The organism is Pseudomonas sp. HMSC076A11 (assembly GCF_001810205.1).
Lineage (GTDB): Bacteria > Pseudomonadota > Gammaproteobacteria > Pseudomonadales > Pseudomonadaceae > Pseudomonas > Pseudomonas aeruginosa.
This window is the reverse complement of sequence record NZ_KV800315.1, coordinates 71,078-85,319: the sequence shown is the minus strand read 5'-3', so window position 1 is coordinate 85,319 and position 14,242 is coordinate 71,078. Positions and strand designations below refer to the sequence as shown.

At 67.8% G+C, this 14,242-nt stretch carries 13 protein-coding genes; 4 read left to right on the top strand and 9 right to left on the bottom strand.

Annotation, left to right across the window (positions count from 1 at the left end; genetic code table 11):
* Positions 1-57 precede the first annotated feature (57 nt).
* The 6 genes from kdpC to HMPREF2716_RS21015 all read right to left on the bottom strand — a co-directional run bounded on the left by kdpC (position 58) and on the right by HMPREF2716_RS21015 (position 6,804).
* On the bottom strand, positions 58-609 hold the full coding sequence (gene kdpC, locus HMPREF2716_RS21040) for a potassium-transporting ATPase subunit KdpC (protein WP_003163432.1): 552 nt from the start codon (positions 607-609) through the stop codon (positions 58-60).
* Between the two features lie 53 nt (positions 610-662).
* Entirely contained in the window at positions 663-2,735 is a 2,073-nt protein-coding gene (gene kdpB / locus HMPREF2716_RS21035; RefSeq protein ID WP_003109951.1) for a potassium-transporting ATPase subunit KdpB, read from the bottom strand.
* Positions 2,736-2,746: 11 nt separating this feature from the next.
* Positions 2,747-4,441, bottom strand: coding sequence for a potassium-transporting ATPase subunit KdpA (kdpA, locus tag HMPREF2716_RS21030; protein ID WP_003087524.1), 1,695 nt, complete (start codon positions 4,439-4,441; stop codon positions 2,747-2,749).
* 10 nt (positions 4,442-4,451) lie between these two features.
* Positions 4,452-4,541, bottom strand: coding sequence for a K(+)-transporting ATPase subunit F (locus tag HMPREF2716_RS21025; protein ID WP_003097848.1), 90 nt, complete (start codon positions 4,539-4,541; stop codon positions 4,452-4,454).
* A gap of 187 nt (positions 4,542-4,728) precedes the next feature.
* On the bottom strand, positions 4,729-5,883 hold the full coding sequence (locus HMPREF2716_RS21020) for an acyl-CoA dehydrogenase family protein (RefSeq protein ID WP_003097850.1): 1,155 nt from the start codon (positions 5,881-5,883) through the stop codon (positions 4,729-4,731).
* Between the two features lie 54 nt (positions 5,884-5,937).
* Positions 5,938-6,804, bottom strand: coding sequence for an IclR family transcriptional regulator (locus HMPREF2716_RS21015; RefSeq protein ID WP_003097851.1), 867 nt, complete (start codon positions 6,802-6,804; stop codon positions 5,938-5,940).
* A 241-nt stretch (positions 6,805-7,045) separates the two neighbouring features.
* On the opposite strand from HMPREF2716_RS21015, the gene HMPREF2716_RS21010 reads away from it, so the two are divergent.
* The 4 genes from HMPREF2716_RS21010 (at position 7,046) to HMPREF2716_RS20995 (ending at position 11,439) form a co-directional block, all read left to right on the top strand.
* A complete protein-coding gene (locus HMPREF2716_RS21010; RefSeq protein WP_003087516.1) occupies positions 7,046-7,831 on the top strand; it encodes an enoyl-CoA hydratase in 786 nt (261 codons plus the stop codon).
* Between the two features lie 3 nt (positions 7,832-7,834).
* Entirely contained in the window at positions 7,835-9,364 is a 1,530-nt protein-coding gene (locus HMPREF2716_RS21005; RefSeq protein ID WP_023518551.1) for a 3-hydroxyacyl-CoA dehydrogenase, read from the top strand.
* Between the two features lie 137 nt (positions 9,365-9,501).
* The gene (locus tag HMPREF2716_RS21000; protein WP_003087512.1) at positions 9,502-10,149 is read left to right on the top strand and encodes a FadR/GntR family transcriptional regulator; all 648 of its coding nucleotides are present in this window, start codon (positions 9,502-9,504) and stop codon (positions 10,147-10,149) included.
* 15 nt (positions 10,150-10,164) lie between these two features.
* Positions 10,165-11,439, top strand: a complete 1,275-nt coding sequence (locus HMPREF2716_RS20995) for a CynX/NimT family MFS transporter (protein ID WP_003136147.1) — start codon at positions 10,165-10,167, stop codon at positions 11,437-11,439.
* Positions 11,440-11,490: 51 nt separating this feature from the next.
* Here HMPREF2716_RS20995 and HMPREF2716_RS20990 read toward each other — a convergent pair whose 3' ends face one another.
* From HMPREF2716_RS20990 to HMPREF2716_RS20980, 3 genes are all read right to left on the bottom strand, one after another.
* The gene (locus tag HMPREF2716_RS20990; protein WP_023518550.1) at positions 11,491-12,558 is read right to left on the bottom strand and encodes an AI-2E family transporter; all 1,068 of its coding nucleotides are present in this window, start codon (positions 12,556-12,558) and stop codon (positions 11,491-11,493) included.
* A 165-nt stretch (positions 12,559-12,723) separates the two neighbouring features.
* Positions 12,724-13,530, bottom strand: a complete 807-nt coding sequence (locus HMPREF2716_RS20985) for a DUF4892 domain-containing protein (RefSeq protein WP_003087504.1) — start codon at positions 13,528-13,530, stop codon at positions 12,724-12,726.
* Between the two features lie 8 nt (positions 13,531-13,538).
* A complete protein-coding gene (locus tag HMPREF2716_RS20980; protein WP_003087500.1) occupies positions 13,539-14,201 on the bottom strand; it encodes a glutathione S-transferase family protein in 663 nt (220 codons plus the stop codon).
* Between the last annotated feature and the right edge of the window lie 41 nt (positions 14,202-14,242).

The following is a 14,242-nucleotide window of genomic DNA, read 5'->3' as shown; positions in this document are numbered from 1 at the left end:
GCGATCATCCGCCGATGCGGCGATATTGCAAGCCCTTGCGTGGGTCTCTGGGGAAACCTAGCGCTTCAACCCCGCCAGCGCCATGTTCAGCGCCAGCACGTTGACTACCGCCGGCCCCACCAGCGGCCGCTCGGTGTGGCTTTCCACCAGGTCTTCCACCAGCCGCAGCGGCAGCCCGCGCGCCGTGGCCACCCGCAGCGCCTGGTAACGCGCGGCCTGCGGCGGCAGCTGCGGATCGAGTCCGCTACCGGAGGTAGTGACCAGCGCCAGCGGCACCGGCCCCTGGTCGGCGATACGCTCCTGCGCGGCGTCCCTGGCAATGCGCTCGGCCAGTGCCGGGTTGCTCGGCGCCAGGTTGCTCGCGGCACTGGAAACGGTGGCGTAGTCGCCCGCCGAAGGCCGCGAATGGAACCACTCCTCGCCGTCGAACTTCTGCGCGATCAGCCGCGAGCCGAACACCTTGCCCTCGGCGTCGCGCAGCAGGCTGCCATTGGCCTGCTCGGGGAACGCCAGTTGGGCGATACCGGTGACCAGCAGCGGATAGGCCACGCCGGTGACCAGGCTCAGCACCAGCAGTGACGCCAGTGCCGGACGGAGTTGCTTGAACATGTGCAGATCCTCTCTTCAGTCCCAGGCCCTCGCCCGACGGCGAGGGCCGTTGTTCATGCCAGGCCGACGGCGGTCAGCAGCAGGTCGATCGCCTTGATCCCGAGGAACGGCGCCACCAGGCCGCCGACGCCATAGATCAGCAGGTTGCGCTGCAGCAGTTGCGAAGCGTCCGCCGCCTGAACCCGCACGCCGCGCAAGGCCAATGGGATCAACGCGACGATGATCAGCGCGTTGAACACGATGGCCGACAGGATCGCGCTCTGCGGGCTTTGCAGGCGCATCACGTTGAGCACGTCGAGCTGCGGGTAGATGCCGACGAACAGCGCCGGCAGGATGGCGAAGTACTTGGCCACGTCGTTGGCGATGGAAAAGGTGGTCAGCGCGCCGCGGGTGACCAGCAACTCCTTGCCCACCTGGACCACGTCGAGCAGCTTGGTCGGGTCGCTGTCCAGGTCGACCAGGTTGGCCGCCTCGCGGGCGGCCTGGGTGCCGTCGTTCATGGCCATGCCGACGTCGGCCTGGGCCAGCGCCGGGGCGTCGTTGGCACCGTCGCCGCACATCGCCACCAGGCGACCTTCGCCCTGCTCCTGGCGAATCCGCGCCAGTTTCTTCTCCGGGGTAGCCTCGGCGATCACGTCGTCGACCCCAGCCTCGGCGGCGATGGCAGCGGCGGTCAGCGGGTTGTCGCCGGTCACCATCACGGTGCGGATGCCCAGCCGGCGCAGTTCGGCGAAGCGCTCGCGAATGCCCGGCTTGACCACGTCCTTCAGGTGAATGGCGCCGAGCAGCCGGCCGTTGGCTACCACCAGCAGCGGGGTGCCGCCGCTCTGGGCGATCTTGTCCACCTCCCGCGAAAGCACCTCGGGCATCTTCTCCCGCGGCAGGTCGATGAAGCGCAGCGCCGCATCCACCGCCCCCTTGCGGTACACCTGGCCGTTCCAGTCGACCCCGGACAGGCGGGTTTCCGCGCTGAAGGCGATCGGCGTCAGCTCCTCGCGGCGCGGCTCCTCGATCGGATGCAGGATGCGCAGGTATTCGACGATCGACTTGCCTTCCGGGGTGTCGTCGGCCAGCGAGGCCAGCAACGCGCCCTCGGCCAGTTCCTTGCCGCTCACCCCCGGCGCGGCATACAGCGCGCTGCAGCGGCGGTTGCCGAAGGTGATGGTGCCGGTCTTGTCGAGCAGCAGCACGTGGACGTCGCCGGCCGCCTCCACCGCGCGACCGGACTTGGCGATCACGTTCAGGCGCACCAGGCGGTCCATGCCGGCGATGCCGATGGCCGAGAGCAGGCCGCCGATGGTGGTCGGGATCAGCGTCACCAGCAGCGCCACCAGGAACACCAGCGGCAGGTTGCCGCCGGCGAACAGGGCGAACGGCTTGAGGGTCACCACCACCAGCAGGAAGATCAGGGTCAGGCCGATCAGCAGGATGTCCAGCGCTACTTCGTTGGGGGTCTTCTGCCGCTTGGCGCCTTCCACCAGGGCGATCATCCGGTCCAGGGTCGACTCGCCCGGGTTGGCGCCGATCCGCACCAGCAGCCAGTCGGACACCACCTGGGTGTTGCCGGTCACCGCCGAGCGGTCGCCGCCGGACTCGCGGATCACCGGCGCCGATTCACCGGTGATGGCGGCCTCGTTGACCGCCGCCACGCCTTCGATGACTTCGCCGTCGCCGGGAATCATCTCGCCGGCCTGGACCCGTACCACGTCGCCCTTGCGCAGGCTGCTGGCAGCGACGCTCTCGAAACTGCCGTCGGCGCGCCGCTTATTGGCGGAGAGGCCCTGGCTGCCGGCCTTGAGACTGTCCGCGCGGGCCTTGCCACGCCCCTCGGCGAGCGCTTCGGCGAAATTCGCGAAGAGCACGGTGAACCACAGCCAGAGGGCGATCTGCAGCGCCACCGAGGTCGGCACCGCCTGGTCGGGGACGAAGCACAGCAAGGTGGTGAGCACGGCGGTCAGTTCGACCACCAGCATCACCGGCGAGCGCAGCAACTGGCGCGGGTCGAGCTTGACGAAGGCTTGCAGCAGCGCCGGCCGCCACAAGGCGGCGAGGCTGGTGGACGCGTTGTTGCGACGTTCGAGCGATTTGTGCAAGGCGTTCTTGGACGCCTGGGTCTGAGCGTTCATGTGCGATTCCTTCAGAAGCCGAGGCTCAGTTGTTCAGCGATCGGGCCGAGGGCCAGGGTCGGCAGGAAGGTCAGGCCGCCGACCAGCAGGATGGTCACGGTGAGCAGGCTGACGAACAGCGGACCATGGGTCGGGAAACTGTTCGGCCCCACCGGGCTGGCCTTCTTCGCCGCCAGGCTGCCGGCGATGGCGAGGATCGGCAGGATGTAGCCGAAGCGGCCGATGAGCATGGCCAGGCCGATCATCAGGTTGTGGAACGGCGTATTGGCACCGAAACCGGCAAACGCCGAGCCGTTGTTGGCGCTCCCCGAGGTGTAGGCGTAGAGCAGTTGGCTGAAACCGTGCGGGCCGGGGTTGGTCACCGCCGAGGCCGGTCCCGGCAGGCTGGCGGCAATGGCGCCGAGCACCAGCACGCCGACAGGCATCACCAGGAGGGTGAAGACCAGCAGGCGGACCTCCTTCGCCTCGAGCTTCTTGCCCAGGTACTCCGGCGTCCGCCCGACCATCAGGCCGGCGAGGAACACCGCGATCAGGACGAACAGCAGCATGCCGTAGAGGCCGGCGCCGACGCCGCCGAAGATCACCTCGCCGAGCATCATGTTCAGCAGCGGCAGCATGCCGCCCAGGGGGCTCAGGCTGTCGTGCATGGCGTTCACCGAGCCGTTCGAGGCGGCGGTGGTGGTGATCGCCCAGAGCATGCTGGCGGCGGTGCCGAAGCGACTCTCCTTGCCCTCCATCGGCGCGCCCTGCTCGACCGGCAACTGCGCCAGCGCCGGGTTCGGCTGATATTCGGCCCACAGCGACAGGCCCAGGCCGAGGCAGAACAGCAGCAGCATGCAGCCGAGGATCGCGCGGCTCTGGCGCAGGTCCTTCACGTAATGGCCGAAGGTGAATACCAGCGCCGCCGGGATCAGGATGATCGAGGCCACTTCGAACAGGTTGCTCCAGGCGCTCGGGTTCTCGAACGGATGAGTCGAGTTGACGCCGAAGAAGCCGCCGCCGTTGGTGCCCAGCTGCTTGATGGCGATCTGGCTGGCCGCCGGGCCGAGCGGGATGGTCTGCTCGGCGCCTTGCAAGGTGGTGGCATGGACGTAGTCGAAGAAGGTCTGCGGCACGCCCTGCCAGACCAGCAGCAACGCCAGCAGCAGGCACAGCGGCAGCAGCACGTAGAGGGTGCCGCGGGTCAGGTCGACCCAGAAGTTGCCCAGCTGTCGTGTGGAGCGGCGGCTGATGCCGCGCGCCAGGGCCACCAGCACGCAGAGGCCGACCGCCGCGCTGACGAAGTTCTGCACCGTGAGGCCGACCATCTGGCTGAAGTAGCTCAGCGAGGCCTCGCCGCTGTAGGCCTGCCAGTTGGTGTTGGTGACGAAACTGACCGCGGTGTTGAACGCCAGGGTCCATTCCAGGCCCGGCAGGTGCTGCGGGTTCAGCGGCAGGCTGCCCTGCAGCATGAGGATCGAGAACAGCAGGACCAGGCCGGCCAGGTTGAATGCCAGCAGCGCCAGGGTGTAGGTCTTCCAGTCCTGCTCGCTCGCCGGATCGACGCCGAACAGGCGATAGCAGACGCGCTCCAGTGGCGCCAGCGGCGCGCTGAGGAGATTGCGTTGGCCTTCCATCACCTTGAAGCAGTAGCGCCCGAGGAACGGTGCAGGCACCAGGACCAGGGCGAAAAAGGCCAGGATCAAGAGAATCTCGTGGCTGTTCATGTGCCCTCCCCTAGGCACGGTCGGCGCGTAGCAGCGCCACCAGCAAATAGACGAACAGTCCCGTGGCCAGGGCCAGGGACAACCAATCCAGAACGGTCATGTGTGCGATCTCTCCTTCGAACGGCCTCTGCCGCTTGAGGGAAAGTCTCCGCAAAGGGGGCGTAAAGAAGCGATTCCGGGCCGCGCCGGACGGCATAAAGAAAGCGTAAAGAGTGGCGCGGACAGCGCCTGGGAGAGCAACCGGCCGGGGACTGCGCCACGGCCGGTGACAAGGCGAAGGATCGACGCTAGCCCTGGGCGGCGCGGATCATGTTGCGGGCGATCAGCAGTTGCTGGATCTGCGTGGTGCCCTCGTAGATGCGGAACAGCCGCACGTCGCGATAGAAGCGCTCGATCCCGTAGTCGCCGATATAGCCGGCGCCGCCGAAGATCTGCACCGCGCGGTCGGCGACGCGGCCGCACATTTCCGAGGCGAACAGCTTGGCGCAGGACGCCTCGGTACCGACATCGCGGCCTTCGTCGCGCTGCCGCGCGGCGTCGATGACCATGCAGCGCGCCGCGTAGGCTTCGGCCTTGCTGTCGGCAAGCATCGCCTGGATCAACTGGAACTCGGCGATCGGCTGGCCGAACTGCTTGCGTTCCAGGGCATAGCGCAACGCATCCTCGAGCATCCGCTCGGCGACCCCCACACAGACTGCGGCGATGTGCAGGCGGCCCTTGTCGAGCACCTTCATCGCGGTCTTGAAGCCGACGCCCTCGACCCCGCCGATCAACTGACTGGCAGGCACCCGGCAGTCGTCGAAGATCACGTCACAGGTATGCGCGCCCTTCTGTCCCATCTTGCGATCCGGCTTGCCCAGGGACAGCCCGGGCGTACCGCGCTCGACGACGAAAGCGGAGATTCCGCCGGCGCCACGGATCGCCGGGTCGGTGCGCGCCATCACGGTGTAGATGCCGGCCTGCGGGGCGTTGGTGATGAAGCGCTTGGTACCGTTGAGCACGTAGTGCTCGCCGTCACGCACCGCCGTGGTCTTCAGCGAGGCGGCGTCGGAACCGGAGTCCGGTTCGGTGAGGCAGAACGAACTGAGCAGTTCGCCCGACGCCAGGCGCGGCAGGTAGCGCCGCTTCTGTTCTTCGGTGCCGTCGATGACGATGCCCTGGGAGCCGATGCCGTTGTTGGTGCCCAGCAGCGAACGGAACGCTGGCGAGGTCCGCCCCAGCTCGAAGGCGATGCTCACCTCTTCCTCCATGGTCACCCCGAGGCCGCCGTAGGCCTCCGGGATCGACAGGCCGAACAGGCCCATCTCGCGCATGCGGGCGATGATCGCCTCGGGAATGCGGTCGGTTTCCGCCACTTCCTGCTCATGAGGCACCAGGCTTTCGCGGACGAACTGGCGGATGCTGTCCAGCAGCAGGTTCAGGGTTTCCGGATCACGAATCATGCTCACTCCAATAGGCCCCTAGGCCGGTTGCCATGATTCCGTCACCGGCCTCGGTCAGCGGGTGGCGGCCTCGATGTTGTGGACCATGTGCAGCAGGCGCGGGCCGATGTCGTCCTCCAGTTTCTCGCGCTTGAGATGGAAACTCGGCCCGCCGCAATTGAACGCCAGTAGCCCATGGCTCTCATGGTGCAAGGCCACGCCCACCGCGTTGACGTCGCGTTGCCACTCGCCGAGCGACAGGCAGAAGCCGTAGTCGGCATAGTCGCGGAAGGCCCGCTCCAGCCCCTTGCGCACTTCCGGCCAGTCTTCCGGGTGGCGCTTGCGGATGTGCCCGAGGATGAACTCCCGCTCGTCCTCCGGCATCGCCGCCAGGCAGGCCCGACCGATCGCGCTGCGGTGCAGCGAGAGGTGGCTGCCGACCTGGCGACGCATGGTCAGGTTGGCCTCGCCATGCACCACGTCGAGGTAGACCATGCTCAGCCGGTCGCGGGCCGCCATGGCCACCGCGGCCTTGGCGTAGCCGGCCATCTCTTCCATCAAAGGGCGGGCGAGCGCGCGAATCGACAGGTTCGAGAGCATCGCGTAGCCGAACGACATCACGCCCACTTCCAACTGGTACTTGCCGCTATGCGGCAGGTGACGCAGATAGCCCAGCCGGGTCAGGGTGTGGGTCAGACGCGACACCGTCGGCTTCGGCAGGCCGGTCTTCTTCGCCAGTTCCTGGTTGCCCAGCAGGCTTTCCCGTGGTGTGAAACAGCGCAGCAATTCCAACCCGCGGGCCAGCGCGGTGACGAACTGGCGGTCCTTGAGTTCCTCGTCTTTCTCCTGCATCGGGTCGATCAGCACAGCTTCGAAGGCGGACACTTCCGCTTCCGTACTGGCACCTTCCGCCGGACTCCGGCGCTCGTCGTTGCCGCGCATAGTAGGGACCTCTTTTTCAAAAAATCAATAAAACAAAATCATATTTCGCATAGCGAAACTAATAGAAGAACCCATGCACTTTCAACAACGAAAATAAAATCCTTTTAAAACAGTAAATTGTATAAGTAGATCGTCCAAAATCCGACGCGAGTATTTACAACGCCCCGGCTGGCGCTGATTATTTTCGATAAATCATGAAACTATATTTCGCATAGCGAAATATCAATTCATCGGAGCTTCCATGTCCGCCGATCCTTCGCCCGTGGTCCTGCTCGAATTTCCCGCAGCCGATATCGCCCTGCTTCGCCTCAATCGTCCGCAAGCCAGGAACGCGCTGAACGACGAAGTGCGCCAGCGCCTCGCCAGCCACTTCCAGACGCTCGGCGCGGATCCGGCGATCCGCGTCATCGTGCTCACCGGCGACTCGCGCTGCTTTGCAGCTGGCGCCGATCTCCGCGATCTCTCGACGAGCACGGCGATCGGCCTGTACGGCCGCCACAGCGAGCGCTACTGGGAAGCCATCGCGCGCTGCCCGAAGCCGGTGATCGCCGCGGTCAACGGCTTCGCCCTGGGCGGCGGCTGCGAACTGGCGATGCATTGCGACCTGATCGTCGCCGGCGAGTCGGCACAGTTCGCCCAGCCGGAGATCAAGGTCGGGGTGATGCCGGGTGCCGGCGGCACCCAGCGCCTGGTACGGGCGGTGGGCAAGTTCCAGGCGCTGCGCATGCTGTTCACCGGCTGCCTGGTGAAGGCTCCGCAAGCGCTGGCCATGGGCCTGGTCAGCGAAGTGGTGGCGGACGAGTCGACGCTGGCGCGCGCCCTGGAACTGGCCACGGAGATCGCCCGCCTGCCCCCTCTGGCGCTGGCGCAGATCAAGGAGGTGGTCCTGGCCGGTGCCGACCTGCCGCTGGACAGTGCCCTGGCCCTGGAACGCAAGGCGTTCCAGTTGCTGTTCGACTCGCAGGACCAGAAGGAAGGCATGCACGCCTTCCTGGAGAAACGCCCGCCGAACTACCAGGGGAAATAGACGATGCCCGATATTCGTTGTATCGCCGTGGTCGGTACCGGTGCGATGGGCACCGGGATCGCCCAGATCGCCGCCCAGGCCGGCCTGACTGTGTGGCTGTTCGACAGCCGCGCCGAGGCCGCCGCCGAGGCACGCCAGCGCCTGCGGCAGACCTTCGAGAGCCTGTGCGGCAAAGGCAAGCTGAGCGCCGCCGACGCCGAGGCCGCGCAAAACCGGCTGCGGGTGGCGGAACGCCTGGAACAACTGGGCGACTGCGAACTGGTGGTGGAGGCCATCGTCGAGCGCCTGGAGGCCAAGCAGGAATTGCTGCGCCGGCTGGAAGCCATAGTCGCGCCGGAGACCATCCTCGCCAGCAATACCTCGTCGTTGTCGATCACCGCCATCGCCGCCGCCTGCGAGCGGCCGCAGCGGGTCGCCGGCTTTCACTTCTTCAACCCGGTGCCGCTGATGCGCGTGGTCGAGGTGGTCGACGGCCTGGCCAGCGCTCCGGAAGTCGGCGACGCCCTGCTCGCCCTCGCCGCGCGCCTGGGCCACCGCGGCGTACGGACCAAGGACAGCCCCGGCTTCATCGTCAACCATGCCGGCCGCGCCTATGGCACCGAGGCCCTGCGCATCCTCGGCGAAGGCGTCGCCGAATGCGCCGAGATCGACCGTGTGCTGCGCGAGTGTGCCGGCTTCCGCATGGGGCCGTTCGAACTGCTCGATCTTACCGGCCTCGACGTGTCGCACCCGGTAATGGAATCGATCTACCAGCAGTACTACCAGGAACCGCGCTACCGCCCGCACCCGCTGACCCGCCAGTTGCTCGCCGCCGGCCGTCTCGGGCGCAAGAGCGGCCAGGGCTTCTATCGCTACGTCGACGGCCAGCCGCAGGACAAGCCCGGTCCGCAACCGGTGCCGCAGGCCGCCGCCCGACCACCGGTGTGGCTGGGCTGCGAAAACGAGGACGACCGCCGCACGCTCGCCGAACTGCTGCATCGCCTCGGCGTCGAGCCGGAAACCGGCGAACGCCCTTCCGCCGCAGCGCTCTGCCTGCTGGCCGCCTGGGGCGAGGACCTGAGCAGCGCCGTGCAGCGCTTCGCCTGTCCCGCCGAGCGCAGCGTCGGCATCGACCTGCTCTGCGACCTCGAGCGCCGGCGCTGCCTGATGCTCTCGCCGCTGACCGCCCCGGCCATGCGCGACGCGGCACACGCGCTACTGGCTGGCGACGGCGTCGGGGTCACGGTGCTGCGCGACAGTCCCGGCTTCGTCGTCCAGCGGGTACTGGCGATGATCGTCAACCTCGCCTGCGACATCGCCCAGCAGGGCATTGCCAGCGTCGAGGATATCGACCAGGCGGTGCACCTCGGCCTCGGCTATCCCCACGGCCCGCTGGAATGGGGCGACCGCCTCGGCCCGCGGCGCCTGCTGAGCATTCTCCAGCGCTTGCAGGCGCTTACCGGTGACCCGCGCTACCGGCCCAGTCCCTGGCTGCGCCGACGAGCGCAACTGGGCATGTCCCTGCGCGCCGGCGAAACCGCCGCCGTAGACTGACGCATCGGCGACCTGGCGGCGCAGCGTCATGCGTCTCGCCGCCAGGCCAACGCTTTTTCCCCGAGCGACGCTTTCCGGGCTTGCAACTGCCGAGGTATCCTGCGCGCAAATTCATCCGATGATTGGATGTTTCTTCCGTGACCATTCCCCTCAAGCGCTCCCTGGTGGACATCGCCCTGGAGCAGATCCGCCAGCGCATCGACGCCGGCCATTGGCCGCTCGGCCAGCGCCTGCCGCCGGAGCCGGAACTCGCCGAGCTGCTCGGCATGAGCCGCAACACCGTGCGCGAAGCGGTGCGCGTGCTGACCTTCTCCGGCGTGCTGGAAGTCCGCCAGGGCGACGGCACCTACGTGCGCGCCTGCGCCGATCCACTGGAAACCATGCTGGTGCTGGCGCGCAGCGCGGTGCAGCACTCCCTGGAGGCACGCGGGATGATCGAGATCGAGGCGGCGCGCCTGGCTGCCGTTCGCCGCGACGACAGCGACCTGAGCGCATTGCGCGAGTATCTCGACGCATCGCGCCAGCGCTACGGCAGCGACGACCTGCAGGACTACATCGAGCACGACGTCCGCTTCCACCAACGGATGGTCGATGCCGCCCACAATCCGGTGCTCAGCGAACTCTACCGCTACTTCTCGCAGGTCATCCGGACCTCGCTGGAACGCACCATGGCCGACCCACAAAGGGCCCAGCCCTGCTTCGAGCTGCACCAGCAACTGCTCGACGCCATAGAACGCGGAGACCCGGACGCTGCCGCCGCGGCCAACCGCGCACTGCTGATCTGAACCCGGGACAGACCCATGACTCACGCCTTGAATGCCCGGCCGGGAGCGCACCCCGGCCATCCTCCGGAAGAACTGCTGATCGATGCCGAAGTCGACGACGAACCAGCCCCGCCGGCGCCGCCGCTACGCCCCTGGCTGCTCCTGCTGGGCCTGGTGCTGGTGGCGCTGAACCTGCGCCCGGCGCTGTCCAGCCTCGCCCCCCTGCTCAACCAGGTACGCGACGATACCGGCCTCTCGGCCGCCGCCGCCGGCCTGCTGACCACCGCGCCGGTACTCTGCCTGGGGTTGTTCGCGCCGCTCGCGCCGCGCCTGGCCCGGCGTATCGGCGCCGAACGCAGCGTGCTGCTGATCCTCTTCTGCCTGGCCGGCGGCATCGTCCTGCGCAGCCTGTTCCCGGTGTTCGGCCTGTTCGCCGGCAGCGTTCTGGCCGGCGCCAGCATTGGCATCATCGGCGTGCTCCTGCCGGGCATCGTCAAACGCGACTTCCCGCGCCAGGCCGGGGTGATGACCGGGGTCTACACCATGGCCCTGTGCCTGGGGGCCGCGCTCGCCGCCGGCGCCACCGCGCCGCTGGAGAAGCTCTTCGGCAACTGGGAACTGGCGCTGGCGTTCTGGTCGCTGCCGGCGATCCTCGCCGCCGCCTTCTGGCTGCCGCAGACCCGCCAGGGCCAGCACGCCCATCGCCAGGCCTTCCGTGTCGTCGGCCTGTGGCGCGACCCGCTGGCCTGGCAGGTCACGCTGTACATGGGCCTGCAATCGTCCCTGGCCTACATCGTCTTCGGTTGGCTGCCGTCGATCCTGATCGACCGCGGCATGACTGCGGTGGAAGCCGGCCTGGTGCTGTCCGGCTCGGTGATGCTGCAACTGATCACCGCCCTGCTCGCGCCCTGGCTCGCCGCTCGCGCCAGGGACCAGCGCCTGGCGGTGGTGCTGGTGATGGCTACCACCCTCGCCGGCCTGCTCGGCTTCCTCTATGCGCCGCTGCCGACCATCTGGGGCTGGGCGGTCCTGCTCGGCCTCGGCCAGGGCGGCACCTTCAGCATCGCCCTGGCGCTGATCGTCCTGCGCTCGCGCGACGCCCACGTCGCCTCGCATCTGTCGGGCATGGCCCAGGGCGTCGGCTACACCCTGGCGGCCATGGGACCGTTCATGGTCGGCGTGGTCCACGACCTGACCGGCGGCTGGAACGCGGTCGGCTATATCTTCATCGGCGTCGCCATCGCCGCTACCCTGTTCGGCCTCGGCGCCGGGCGCAGCCAGTACGTGGCGGCCCGCAGCGAACACCTGTAGCCCCGCAGACGCAAAAAGCCCCGCATCGCGGGGCTTTTTCTCCTTCGTCACTCAGGCATCCGGGCCGCGCCCTTCGGCGGGCGGCGTCCGCGGCGTGCTGGCGAGCCAGTCGCTGAGCAGGTTGTAGGCCACTGCCAGCAGGATCGGGCCGAGGAACAGGCCCATGAAGCCGAACGCCAGCAGGCCGCCGAACACCCCGAGCAGCACCACCACCAGCGGCAGGTTGCCGCCACGGCTGATCAGGTAGGGTTTGAGGATGTTGTCCACCCCGCTGATGATGAAGAAGCCCCACAGGCCGAGGAACACCCCGTGGCCATAGTCGCCCTTGAAGAACAGCCAGGCGGTGGCCGGGCCCCAGACCAGCGGCGGGACCATCAGCAGGCTGCAGGCGAAGGTCAGCAGGCCGAGCAGCATGGCTCCCGGTACGCCGGCGATCGTGAAGCCGATCCAGGCCAGCAGGGCTTGCGCCGCGGCGGTGCCGATCACCCCGTTGACCACCCGCTGTACGGTGCCGGCGACAAGGTCGCGATAGTGCTCCGCGCGGTTGCCGATCAGGCGTTCCAGGGCACGGTGGACGATGGACTCCAGGCGCGGCCCGTCGCGGTAGAAGAAGAAGATCAGGATCAGACTGAGGACCAGTTCCAGGATCCCTCCACCGATCTTCGCGCTGCGCGCCAGCAGCCAGTTGCCGACCTCGCCGACATAGGGCTTGAGCACGTAGAAGAACGCCACGCCCTGTTGGTCGATGGAGTTCCACCAGCCGATCAGGCGGTCGCCGATCAGCGGGACGCCGGCCATCCACGAAGGCGGCGGCGGCAGGCCCTCGACCTGGAGATTCTTCAATAGCTCCATCAGCGAACGAACGTTGTCCGCCAGGCCGAAGCCGAGCCAGATCAGCGGCAACGCCACCAGGACGATCCAGCCCAGGGTCAGCAGGCCCGCCGCCAGCGACTCGCGGCCACCGAGCAGGCGCGTGAGCATACGCATCAGCGGCCAACTGGCGAAAGCCAGCACCGCGGCCCAGAACAGCGCCGACCAGAATGGCGCCAGCACCCAGAGACTGGCACCGAGCAGGCCGAACAACAGCACGCGAAGCAACAGCCGATCGTTATCGAACATCAAGGCAGGCCTTCCTCAAAGGGGGATACACCGATAGACAGCGCTCGGCGTGCGCCGTTTCCAGCCGGAGCGTGGGGCGCGGGGGAAAGGCAGTCTACTCTGGCGGGCGGCCTTGCCGAAGGCATTTTCGCCATCGCCCGGGCCCGCAGGCCCGGGCGAACGCGTTCAACGCAGCCAGTTGAGGTGCAGGCCCTCGACCTCCGACTGGCCCAGCTCCATGCGGCTGTTCAGCACGCCCTGCCCGCGCAGGGCGTCGCGCCACTCCTGGGCGTGCTTGCCGGACAGCTCGACCCGCACCCCGGTATCCAGGCGCAGGGTCCGCACCAGCAACTCCAGCCAGGAGCCGGCCGGCTCCGCCGGCACATGGCTGAGGGTCAGTTCGCCGTTGGCCTTGAGCAGGCGCAGCAGGGTCGCCGGGCTCGGCAGCAGTTCCCCCAGCGGCGCATCGGCCTTGAGTTCCTCGGCCTGCAGGTAGGCGCGGCGATTGCCGCGGGTGATCGAGTAGACCGCCACCAGGCTGTTCTCCTGTGGCGCCGCCAGGCGCACCAGCAGGTAGGCCTGCTGCTCGTCCGGGCCGTACAGCTTGGCATTGCCGAACACGGCGTTGGCCAGCAGGCTGCTGGAGCCGCAGTCGCGCCGCTCGCACCAGAACAACGGCGTGGCGTCGGCCTTGAGCAGCGCGGTGCGCGCCGCGGCGAACGCCTCCTGGCTGCTGTGCTCGGGCGGCAAGCGGTAGGTCAGCGCGGTCAGCTCGCCTTCGGCGCGCACCTCGCCCTCCATGCGCAGGCGACCGCTGATGCGGCTGATCGCCCCTAGCGGGTAGATCCGCTCCTCGCTCGGCGCCTGGCGGAAGTCGACGATCTCGGCGCGCGGGAAGCGCGGCAGGACGTCCAGGTCATGGCTGCCGGGAAGGTCGGCGGCCAGCGCCGAAAAGCTGAAAACGCCCAGGGATAGCAACAGGAACCCTCGCATACCGGCCCTCAACGGGTCAGCATCGACTGGGCGGTACGGATGGCGTCGTCGCCCTCCTTCTCCCGCCGCGGCACCAGCAGTCCGCGCTGCACCGCGGGACGCGCCTCGATGGCGGCGATCCAGCGCTGCAGGTTGTCCAGCCCGTCGACGGCGACACCGGACCAGTCGTGGATGCGCACCCAGGGATAGGTGGCGATGTCGGCAATGCTGTAGTCGCCGGCGAGGTACTCGGCCTCGCCCAGGCGACCGTCGAGAACTTCGTAGAGGCGCCGGGTCTCATGCTGGTAGCGGTCGATGGCGCCCTGCAACTTCTCCGGGAAATAACGGAAGAACACGTTGGCCTGCCCCTGCATCGGGCCGACCCCGCCCATCTGGAACATCAGCCACTGGATCACCCGCGAGCGACCCTTGACGTCGGCGGGCATCAGTTGCCCGGTCTTCTCGGCGAGGTAGATGAGGATCGCGCCCGACTCGAAGACGGCGAAGTCGTCGTTGTCGCGGTCGACGATGGCCGGGATGCGGCCGTTGGGATTGATCCTGAGGAATTCCGGAGCCTTCTGCTCCTTCTTGTCGAACGACAGCGCGTGCACCCTGTAGGGCAGGCCCATTTCCTCGAGGGCGATGGAAACCTTGTGGCCGTTCGGCGTGGCGGCGGTGTAGAGATCGATCATGCGGTGACTCTCCGTAACGATCCGTCCAGCCTTACGGCTGG